This window comes from Micromonospora sp. KC213 (genome assembly GCF_004348325.1).
GTDB lineage: Bacteria > Actinomycetota > Actinomycetes > Mycobacteriales > Micromonosporaceae > Micromonospora.
The window spans coordinates 1-8,173 of the sequence record NZ_SMKF01000213.1 but is presented as its reverse complement, the minus strand read 5'-3'; the positions used below and the strand labels follow the sequence as shown (position 1 = coordinate 8,173).

Genomic DNA, 8,173 nt, shown 5'->3' with positions numbered 1-8,173 from the left:
GTTTAGAGCTGCCTCCGGCGGGGGCCAGACGACTCCAGGATGGAGTTGCCGAACGGTCCCGGTCGTGGGTGGTTGGGGTGGGATGCCATCCCGCCAGCCACCGACCCAGGCAAGCCGAGCAGACCAGGGCCAGGGTGACAAGGTCGTACGTCCAGTAGGGCGCTCCACCTTGTCACCCTGGCCCTGGCCCGCTCCACGGAGTGTGGGTCGGCGGCAGACGGGATGACAGAATTCAGGGCGGCTCGCGTCCGTCTCCCTATGCTAATTAAAGGTTCTCAGAAGCCAAGAATAATCTTCTTTGACCTGTCGGCGTCTTGCAAAAGCTCAGGGTGTTCAAGATATAGCTTCCTCAGGCATTCAATTACCACCCTTACGGCATAATCTCTCGACTCGATGGCTTCTGTAACGCTGATCTCTTGAGTGCCGTGAAGCACTTTACTCCGCTTTCTGTACAACTTAATCAGCTTCCTGTGTTCCTCCAAGCGGTCGCTGGCTTCTTCGAATAGCAGTTTGGAAATGGCTGCACAGATGCGGAAGGAAAGTTCACTTTGATCCGTTCCAGCGAAAAGGCTCTCCCAGGCAATCACTGCATCGATGAACCCGTCGACCGGATCCTTTCGCTCGGCTATTGCCGAAAGTATTCGGCGACGCGGTATTTCGATCTTGTTGACCGGTGTGGCTCGGAGCCTCTCTGCCCACACGCGCATTTCCGAGACTTCCGATGGTGATAGAAGGTAGTGTCCAACTGGTGCCGTAGCATCTGTTCTGTATGACATGCGGCATCCGAATGAAAGAGGATCCGTGATGGCTGTCCAGAGGTGCGCGCATGCAGCCGGCGGGTTTTTCTCACTCGCGAGCACCGCTGAGAAGAAAGCATGCGTTATGGTGTCGGAAATTTTGGCTCGCTCCCGTTCCATGCTCCTAGGCCAGGCAATATTCGAACTGCCCGCTAGATTGAGTTCAGCAATATTTATCTCATACTCATAGGTCGTTTCAAGGATGGCACCAAGTGTCAGGATGTTTCCCTCTTCATCGCCCGTAGTCGACGGTCGGGCATCTGGTGGGATCACCTCTAGATCCGTCGGGAACGGATACCGACGGAGTCGCCCCCACGGCAGGTCTACACCCTCATCTGGCAAGTGGATGTTGCCAATGCCGATCCACATCGGAACGGAAGTGGGCACCCCGCGGGCGGCGGATCGGAGAATTCGCAGAGTCTCTGTCAAGGATTCCCGCAACGAAGCAGCGGATGTCTGCTGCCTCAAGCGGAACATCGTGTAAGCGCTCCGGAATAGGGCGTTTGGCATGACTGCAAGCTGGATTCCTCCAGCCGTTCCCGCATTGCTAATGGCAGGGCTACTGATGCTAAAAAATTCCCCATCTCGTGCCGGAAACAGGGCTGAAAGGTCTGGGTCTTCTAGGATTGCTTTGCCGGCCAACTTCGATGCATCTAGGTCGAATGGGTAGTCGGGCGCCGAAGAGAAGCGCCAAGGCGCTCCCGTTCGATGACGGAGGACAAGCGTGGCTGGGTACACGTAGGCGAGGCCGGCGGCCATGGCATCGCCTACTGGGTCGCCGGTATGGAAGTCGGGGATAGATCCCCCACACTCGGATCGCCAGTAATTAAAGACAGAGGTCTTCTTGCCTGCGCTATCCATGACGGCCAGATCGGAGATGAGAAGCTCTAGCGGGGTGTCAGAAATAGCGGCGTGAACCTTGAGGGTCGTCAACTCCCGAAAGATATTTGCGAGGACTGGGGCTCTATCCCCGGGCACTTCATTGATGTTATTTTCGAACGCCTCTATATCCACAGAATTGACATTCAGGCAGTACGCCAGCAAATCCCGCCCAAAGGTCTTGGTTAAAGCTCGTAGCTGATCGGTCGACATCATGTCCCTGAACTTTACGGGGAATCCAGCTAGCGGCAAGAGCCGGAAGAGCGACGGCCGGACACCGACGAGTTGTAGGACCTCGCGCATGCTTGGCAGGAGGCAACGTCCTGCAGCGCGACGACGGGCAAGATCCACATTCACGCCGAAGAGGAGGGCAGTGGTCATGTTTGGGGAATCTCGACCGATTGCACCTTGTCTTCGCTGGCGGGAGTCGGTAGACCAGACGCCGTGGCGGAAGCGAAGCTAGGGCAAACGAACTACTGGTGGGTCAACCAGGGCCAGACCTACCAGCAGGAGCGCAAGGCCGGGATCCTCTGGGCGCCCAAGGTGCAGAAGAATGGCGTCCAGCCCCTGCACTGGCAGTCCATGCTTGACGTGCGGCCGGGAGACGTGATCCTCCACTACGCGAAGGGCGTCCGTGCGTTCAGCGTGGTGGCGACCGCCGCGGTTGATGCACACAGGCCCGGCGACCTGCCAGAAGACATGTGGGACCGCTACGGCCGTATGATCCGAACGACCTACAGCGAAGCCCCGCACCCGGTCGCCTTGGACGAGCTGCTTCCTGACGAACGGCTGAGGGAACCGCAGGCTGGGCCTTTCAATCGTGCGGGCCTGGTCAAGCAGGGCTACCTCTTCCCCCTGAGCAAGACCTTCGGGGAGTCGTTCACGGCGACCTTCGGTGACAGGTTTCCAGCCTCGCGGGTCGCCGCCGGCGGCTATGTACCGAGTGAAGCGCGGATGGAGGCGGTCGAGCTGCTCCGTTCGCTCATTGGCGTGCCTCTGCTTACCGTCAAGGGGCGGACGAACAAGATCCTCGCCGTGCGACCGCCGGACGTCGTTGTTGCCACGGAGTCGTCACCTACCGGGCAACTGGTACCGATCGCATGGGTCGAGGAGGCATTGCAGCTCCTGCGGGAACATGGTTCAGTCACCATCCACCCCGACCAGGTCGGCTACCGGAGCGCTTTCATCGGAGCCGTTCTACTCCAGTTGCCCTACGCGCTGGCCAGCGGCAGTCCTCCTGTCATTAGTTTCCAGGCCGGTGCCGTGGCTGGGCCAGGCGCCAGCTCGGAGCCAGGGACCGACAAGGTCGCAACGGATCCCTTCACAGGCAGCCTTGAAAAGCCGTTCGCGGGAACCCAGCGCGGCGAGCAACCGGCTCTGCGTCGCCGTCTGCTGGGCTCAATGTCCGAAGCCGAGTGCGCCATCTGCGGCGAGACCTACCCAGCACGCTTCCTGTGGGCAGCTCACATCAAGCCGCGGTCGGTCTGCACCGACACCGAACGCCGGGACCTATCGCACGTGGGGATGCTCGCCTGTGTCTTCGGCTGCGATGCGCTGTTCGAGACGGGTTACATCAGCGTCAACGAGAACGGCCAGATCGTCACCAGCAGCTTCAAGCCAGAGCACAAGGCCATCGCGAACAAGCTGGCCGACCTCGAAGGGCGGCTCGTCAGCACCCACACGAACGAGAGCGCGGCTTACTTCGCCTGGCATCACATGAACATGTTCCGTGGCTGAAGTTGTAGTGCTGGGGCGCGGCGGCACTACAGCAGCCGACTGAGCTGCATCAGCCACCGAGGAGCTACGGATGAGGGTGGCTGTACAGCCATCCGTACAGCCAAGCCGGCCGACGGACGCGGTCCGAGACCGACGGTGGACGACATGGCGAGCAGGTCAGCGGCAGTCACCGACACTGACCGATACGAGTCTTGATCTTTGCAAGGCAGGGGTTAGGGGTTCGAGTCCCCTGGGCTCCACCAATATCGCCTCTGACCAGGCGCTTCTTCCGAACAAGATCAACGAGCACAAGCCAGGCACAGGTCAGTGATGATCTTGCAGCCGGATGGTCGCCTTGCTGGCACGTTCCGCCGCTGAGCTCAGGACCGAGCCAACGACGCCGCTTGGCCGATCTCGCTTCGGCAACCAGTGCACGTACGTCTCCAAGGTGATGCGCAACGTCCTGTGCCGAAGCAGACGCTGCACCTCCTGCGGCTCAACGTGGTTGGTGATCAACGTCGTGGCGAAGAAGTGCCGTAGCGCGTGGAACCCGCCATGCTTCTTGGGCCAACCAGCGGCATCGCGCCATCCGGCCCACTCCTGGGACCAGGTGCGGTCAGTGAAGGCGTTGCCCCGGGTGGTGGTGAACAGCAACGGCACGGTCCGCCGCACGGGCTCACCGGACGTGAGGTCGACCATCGCCACCGGTACGGGTGGAAAGTCTCGGACATGATCGGCCAGCACCTGACCCACGAACGGGTCAAGATCGATCGTCCCCGACGATCCAGACTTCTCTTGAGCCTCTCCCTGCCCTGCAGCGACGCCCGGGACTGCGCAGGCCAAATGAGAGCCACACCAAGGTGGGCAGCCGATGTGAGAGCGACAGCCCAGACGTCTAGACCGAAGCCTGGCCGGGCCGCGGTCCTAGAGCAATGAAACAAGTAGCCGATGAGAGGGTGCCCAACCTCGCCTCAGCTTGACCTCAAGTGTCGCCCTCATTTGCGGTGTGCCATCTTCCTTTCATGACGATCGACCTACGCGCGCCGGACGAACGGGATCTGTCGTTTCTCTTCCAGGCGGACGTCAACGTCGGCCAGGAGGAACTTCGCCGGGTCGTCGACGCCGGCCGAGTCATCGTGGCCGTCGACGAGACCGACGTTCAAGGGTGGCTCAGATGGGGCCTCTTCTGGGACGAGATTCCCTTCATGAACATGGTGTTCGTGCAAGAGCACCGGCGCGGTGAAGGGCTCGGCACGCGGCTGATTCAGCACTGGGAGACTCAGCAGCGAGTATCAGGTCACGACTCCGTGATGACCTCGACACTGGCCAACGAACAGGCCCAGCATCTCTATCGCCGACTGGGCTACGTCGATTGCGGTTGCCTTTTGCTACCCGGCGAACCGCTGGAGATTCTGTTCACCAAGTCTCTTGCGGGATGACGCACTGTTCTGCCGCGATCCGGTATGAGCGCGACCAGCCTCGGCAGTGACGGGGTGTAGTCGGCGATTGAGTCCGCAGTGTGACATGGAGGCTTGCTCGACAGACGACGTCTGCCCTTATGGCACGTCGATCTCTGTAAGCTCCGGCGTGCCTGCCAGTGCACTCGGTCCGGTACGCCGCCATCCAAGGCGCGATCCCGCTCGCCGCTGGCTACCGGACGAGGCATTGAGCTGGGCGAAGACCGACCAGCCGCACGTAGATCTCCCGCTTGTCCACCGCGATGCCCCGGCTGTTTAGCACGTATCCGGTCAGCCAGGCCCAACCTTGGTAGGTGGGCTTTGGGCACACCGAGATCACTCGAAACAGGAAGCGTTGGTCTACGAACTGCACCGATGCTTCACGGGTGATCCAGAACTCCTGGACAGGGGCCGGGGACTGGACTTCGGTCATGGTGCCGTATCTCCTCGCGGGGTGAGCCCTGCCCGGCCGAGCTGGTGAAGCTCAGCCGGGCAGGGGTGCCGCCGCACCGGGGCGAGTTCGGGTCCTCTACGACCTGCACAGCGGGTTGGTCGCACCGTACCAAGCTTGGTCTACAGACGTTTAGGTACGTAGAAGGTTGAAGCGGCTCGTGTCGAGACTTCTAGCGTCAGGTTCATGGAGCCTGACCCGGACGCCGGCATCGATCACGGCGCGCCGTTGCCGCCCTATCGCCAACTGGCCGGCATCTTGGCGGCCCGGATTCGTCGTGGTGACTGGCAGCCCAACCGGGCCATCCCGTCTGAGTCTCAGCTTGTCCAGGAGTACGGACTTGCTCGCGCGACCGTGCGACGTGCGATCGCTGTGCTGGTGGATCAGGGTGTGCTGTTCGTGGTGCCGCAACGCGGGACGTTCGTCAAACCATAGGGGCAATAGCCTCCGATGCCCGTCGCATGATCATCGGGCACAGATCCGGCACAACTGAGCCCGGAAACGGGTGTAAAACGCCGTCAGGCGTTGACTGTCCCGCCCTGGTCAGAGGCCAGATCTGCCCGATTCCGGATGATCTCTACCCGGCCCAGGGCATTAGGGGTTCGAGTCCCCTGGGCTCCACCTGAAACGTGATACCCAAACGGAGGGGTCCACGAGCAGCGAAGCTGCAGGCCGAGGTCAATTTCCTGGCCGCGCTGCATGCCCGACCCGACTCGCATCCGGAGCAGCCCGGCGAGCGGGTTCCGTAACGCCACCCTGCGGCTTCACCACATTCAGCAGGAAGCCGGCGTAGCTGCGGGCGAGGGATGTCCGATGGGTCCGGTGGGTTCCCGGGTACGCCGGGAAATCGGCAGTTGTCAGGCGTCGTAGACGTGGCGCGCTTGGTGACGGAGGTGTTCGAGGGCTCCGGCGAGGCGGATTTCGACCTCTTCCGGCGGGGATCCGACCCGCTGGGCGATCTCATGGATGTCAGCCTCGTGCAGGTATCGGAGTTCGATCAACCGGCGCTGCTCCGGATGGAGCGGGCCGAGCAGTTCGCGGACGAGGTTGGCGGTTTCGAGTTCGGCTGGTTCGCTCTGCGGTCGCGCGGGCAGGGTCGCTGCCATCGGCTGGCCGTCTCGTTGGTGCGGGATGTTGATCGAGACGGGCGTGGTGGCCTGCCAGGCCTGGACGCCCTTGTCGAGGATCCGTGCCGGTACGCCGAGGCGGGCGGCCAGTTCCGCGTTCGTACTTGCGGAGGAGCGCGAACACGTCCCGCAGCCGGCGGTCCTGGAGTGTCGGCCGCAGCGTGCGGAACTGTGCGGCGAGGTCCTGGTACCGGATCCCGGTGTCGTGTGCCGTCGGACGAGGGTGTGGAGGATGCCACCGTCGGGCTTCACGCAGCGCTCGTACGCGCGGACGGCGCCGGCGGTGCAACCGAGTGTGGCGGCGAACCCGGCCCGGGTGTAGCCGGAGAAGACACGCACCGCGGTCATGTACTCGTGGATGGAACGGTGCGCGGTTGGGTCGACCGTTGTGACTGGCCGATACTCGTACCACGTGGCAAGATCGTTGAAGCTGATGCCGTCAACGGGCATGACGTCCAGAGGTCGAGCAGCAACGGGCGCGGTGGTCGCCGCAAGCCCTGCTCGTACGAGGCAAGACTCGTGACGCTCCGGCCGAGGATCGCGCCCAGCTCGGCTTGGCTAAAACCATGCTCGCGCCGGATCCCGGCCAGGAACGCACCGACGCTCGGCCACGGCGACGCCGGAGCCGAGGAAAAGGATGACAAAGGGTGTCGGTGCGACGCCGTACGGTCATGGGTCTCTCCGAGGCGTCGATTGCTGGTTCTGACGCTCAACGAGCGGAGCAGAGGTCGGGACGCGATTGGGGCTCAGATTGACCACAATTCCGACCGGTCGCTAAAATGGCTACCATGGAGACCATTCCCATCACGGAAGCCAAGGCCCGAATCGCCGAGCTCGCCGACCGGGTCGCCCGGGAGCACGACCACTTCACCATCACCCGCAACGGCCGCGCCGACGTGATGCTGATCTCAGTGGCCGAGTACGAGTCGATGCGGGAAACGCTGGACCTGCTCTCCGACGACGAAGCCCTCGCAGACCTGCGCCAGTCGCGGGAGGATTTCGCGGCCGGCGACACGTTCTCGATGGACGAGGTTCGCGCCGAGTTGGAGCGGCGTCGAAGCAGGGCGGCCTGATGCCTCCGAGGGGCAGGCAGGTGGACGACCGCACCAACGAACCCCTCAGCCCGTACACGGTGATGTTCTCCCGCCAGGCTCGCCGCAATCTGCACGAGGACCTGCCGTTGGAGGTGGCGATGGCGGCGACGGAAACCATCCAGCGGGCGATCGCTGTCAACCCGTATCGGGTAGGCAAGCCTCTCGACGAACCCTTCGACGGCTTCCACTCTGCCCGCCGCGGCACGTACCGGATCATCTACCGGATCAACGAGGCCAAGCGAGCCGTGGAGATCCACTCGATACGCCACCGGCGCGACGCCTACCGTTCGTAGGACACACTCTGGGTTGGGTCCGGTGACGTCGCCACTGTGGCTGCGACGACACGCCGCTCATTGGCTGCCTCATCTGCGCTGCGAGCTGCGCAGATGAGGCATTAGCGGATCGCCGGCGATCGTGGCGGTGCGGTTCGCATGGTGGTACCTCCGCCCCACTTGAAACGGATACCCAGACGGAGGGTGCAGGGTCGCGAGATCGCAGGCCAGGGCCGGTATCCGGGCCGCACTGCCATACCCGATTCGCCGCAGGCGGGGCGGTTGGGCGAGCGAGTCCGCAGCGCCCACACGGCTTCACCACATTCAGCTCGACAGCCGGCGGGGATGCGGGTGGTACGGGTGGGCGCTGCGGACTCGCT

9 protein-coding genes are annotated in these 8,173 nt (G+C 62.8%); 5 read left to right on the top strand and 4 right to left on the bottom strand.

The genetic code is table 11. The features are described from left to right. Positions 1 to 275 precede the first annotated feature (275 nt). Positions 276 to 2,057, bottom strand: coding sequence for a HEPN domain-containing protein (locus tag E1166_RS27430; RefSeq protein WP_132342806.1), 1,782 nt, complete (start codon positions 2,055 to 2,057; stop codon positions 276 to 278). A gap of 63 nt (positions 2,058 to 2,120) precedes the next feature. Here E1166_RS27430 and E1166_RS27425 point away from each other — a divergent pair, with 63 nt between their 5' ends. Next, positions 2,121 to 3,413: a hypothetical protein gene (locus E1166_RS27425; RefSeq protein WP_132342805.1), complete on the top strand. Its 1,293-nt coding sequence runs from the start codon at positions 2,121 to 2,123 to the stop codon at positions 3,411 to 3,413. Positions 3,414 to 3,716: 303 nt separating this feature from the next. Here the strand turns inward: E1166_RS27425 and E1166_RS27420 are convergent, their stop codons facing one another. Next, positions 3,717 to 4,145, bottom strand: a complete 429-nt coding sequence (locus E1166_RS27420; protein WP_243710548.1) for a tyrosine-type recombinase/integrase — start codon at positions 4,143 to 4,145, stop codon at positions 3,717 to 3,719. 269 nt (positions 4,146 to 4,414) lie between these two features. Here E1166_RS27420 and E1166_RS27415 point away from each other — a divergent pair, with 269 nt between their 5' ends. Continuing rightward, the gene (locus tag E1166_RS27415) at positions 4,415 to 4,831 is read left to right on the top strand and encodes a GNAT family N-acetyltransferase (RefSeq protein WP_132342804.1); all 417 of its coding nucleotides are present in this window, start codon (positions 4,415 to 4,417) and stop codon (positions 4,829 to 4,831) included. Positions 4,832 to 5,042: 211 nt separating this feature from the next. Here the strand turns inward: E1166_RS27415 and E1166_RS27410 are convergent, their stop codons facing one another. Continuing rightward, positions 5,043 to 5,282, bottom strand: coding sequence for a hypothetical protein (locus tag E1166_RS27410; protein ID WP_132342803.1), 240 nt, complete (start codon positions 5,280 to 5,282; stop codon positions 5,043 to 5,045). Positions 5,283 to 5,486: 204 nt separating this feature from the next. Between E1166_RS27410 and E1166_RS27405 the strand changes: the two genes are divergently transcribed. Beyond that, on the top strand, positions 5,487 to 5,735 hold the full coding sequence (locus E1166_RS27405) for a GntR family transcriptional regulator (protein ID WP_132342802.1): 249 nt from the start codon (positions 5,487 to 5,489) through the stop codon (positions 5,733 to 5,735). A 422-nt stretch (positions 5,736 to 6,157) separates the two neighbouring features. Here E1166_RS27405 and E1166_RS27395 read toward each other — a convergent pair whose 3' ends face one another. Then, positions 6,158 to 6,775: a sigma factor-like helix-turn-helix DNA-binding protein gene (locus tag E1166_RS27395; RefSeq protein ID WP_165944445.1), complete on the bottom strand. Its 618-nt coding sequence runs from the start codon at positions 6,773 to 6,775 to the stop codon at positions 6,158 to 6,160. Between the two features lie 440 nt (positions 6,776 to 7,215). Here E1166_RS27395 and E1166_RS27385 point away from each other — a divergent pair, with 440 nt between their 5' ends. Together E1166_RS27385 and E1166_RS27380 are read left to right on the top strand one after the other, a co-directional pair. After that, positions 7,216 to 7,500 carry a type II toxin-antitoxin system Phd/YefM family antitoxin gene (locus E1166_RS27385; RefSeq protein ID WP_132342799.1) on the top strand — a complete coding sequence of 95 codons (285 nt, stop codon included), beginning with the start codon at positions 7,216 to 7,218 and terminating at the stop codon, positions 7,498 to 7,500. A 20-nt stretch (positions 7,501 to 7,520) separates the two neighbouring features. After that, complete coding sequence (locus E1166_RS27380) at positions 7,521 to 7,814, top strand: type II toxin-antitoxin system RelE/ParE family toxin (RefSeq protein WP_132342798.1); 294 nt, start codon at positions 7,521 to 7,523, stop codon at positions 7,812 to 7,814. Positions 7,815 to 8,173: the final 359 nt, after the last annotated feature.